Origin of the sequence: Methanoculleus sp. MH98A (assembly GCF_000691865.1) — an archaeon.
Taxonomy (GTDB): Archaea; Halobacteriota; Methanomicrobia; order Methanomicrobiales; family Methanoculleaceae; genus Methanoculleus.
Genome location: NZ_JMIO01000180.1, coordinates 1 through 926 on the forward strand (window position 1 = coordinate 1; position 926 = coordinate 926).

The 926-nt window shown below is 56.9% G+C and carries 1 protein-coding gene and 1 pseudogene; both read right to left on the reverse strand.

Annotation, left to right across the window (positions count from 1 at the left end; all coding sequences use genetic code 11):
• Positions 1 to 334 (reverse strand): oligosaccharide flippase family protein (locus EI28_RS12450; RefSeq protein ID WP_048115315.1); only part of this gene is annotated, 334 nt, incomplete at its 3' end.
• 235 nt (positions 335 to 569) lie between these two features.
• Positions 570 to 926: pseudogene (locus EI28_RS15110) on the reverse strand (ATP-grasp domain-containing protein); the annotation flags it as partial.

Sequence of the window (926 nt, forward strand, 5' to 3'; positions counted from 1 at the left end):
ACAGCGTCACGGCCAGGAGATCCGAGAGGAGATAGACCGCGAGCGATATCGCAAACCCGGTAAAGCCGACAAAGAAGATGATCGAGTAAAAACCCTCCCTGATAACACCCTCGTCTGTCTCTGCGGCCAGAAACCGGAGAAACGCCATATGAAGTCCGACCAGGGCAAGAGGGGAGAGGAGAGAGATCGTGACGTTGATCTGTGCCCAGATCCCGTAGCTGTCGGGCCCCAGCATCTTGGTGACGATCGGGAGAAGGAAAAAACCCCCGAGACTGATGAGCATCTGGGTTACCGCTATGAGACCGATATCCCGCGCGACTTTTTTGTGCGACATCGTGGCATCCCGGTGTTCAGGAGGAGACAGCAGCACTGATGCCGTTCACGGCTAAAAGGTACCCGTCGGCCGATGTGCATGGACACACGGTGCAGGAGAACGATGATGATCGAAGGCTGCGCAACGGGCGGGATCGCCACCCCTGAACCGTGGGCTTACTCAGAGTAATGCTCATACCGGCCGGCTGCGATCGCCGATGATGAGGCGACAGCCCATACTGAATCCTATCGCCCGATCATCGTTTCATCCGCGGTCTGCCATGAGGATAGCGCAGCCCGCCGCTGCCGACCAGCCTCGCCAGACGACTGCACGTTCTCGGGATCTGTACCATGTTTGGAAGAGGGTCGTCCAGACAGAGGTTGGTCCGTGATCGCGCGTCAAAGCACTCCCGTATCATATTGATGCCGGATGCCGGGTGAGCACACAGGTGGACCATGTCTTCGGGAAACGGCCACCGGAACGTCATCCCTGTATCGTATCGGAAAACCGGATCGATATCGCCATTTAATGCCATATTGACCAGCAGAACCGGGAAATTAACGCCGGAGGCGATAGATAGATCGAGAGACCCCCAGAACTTCGGATTGATCTC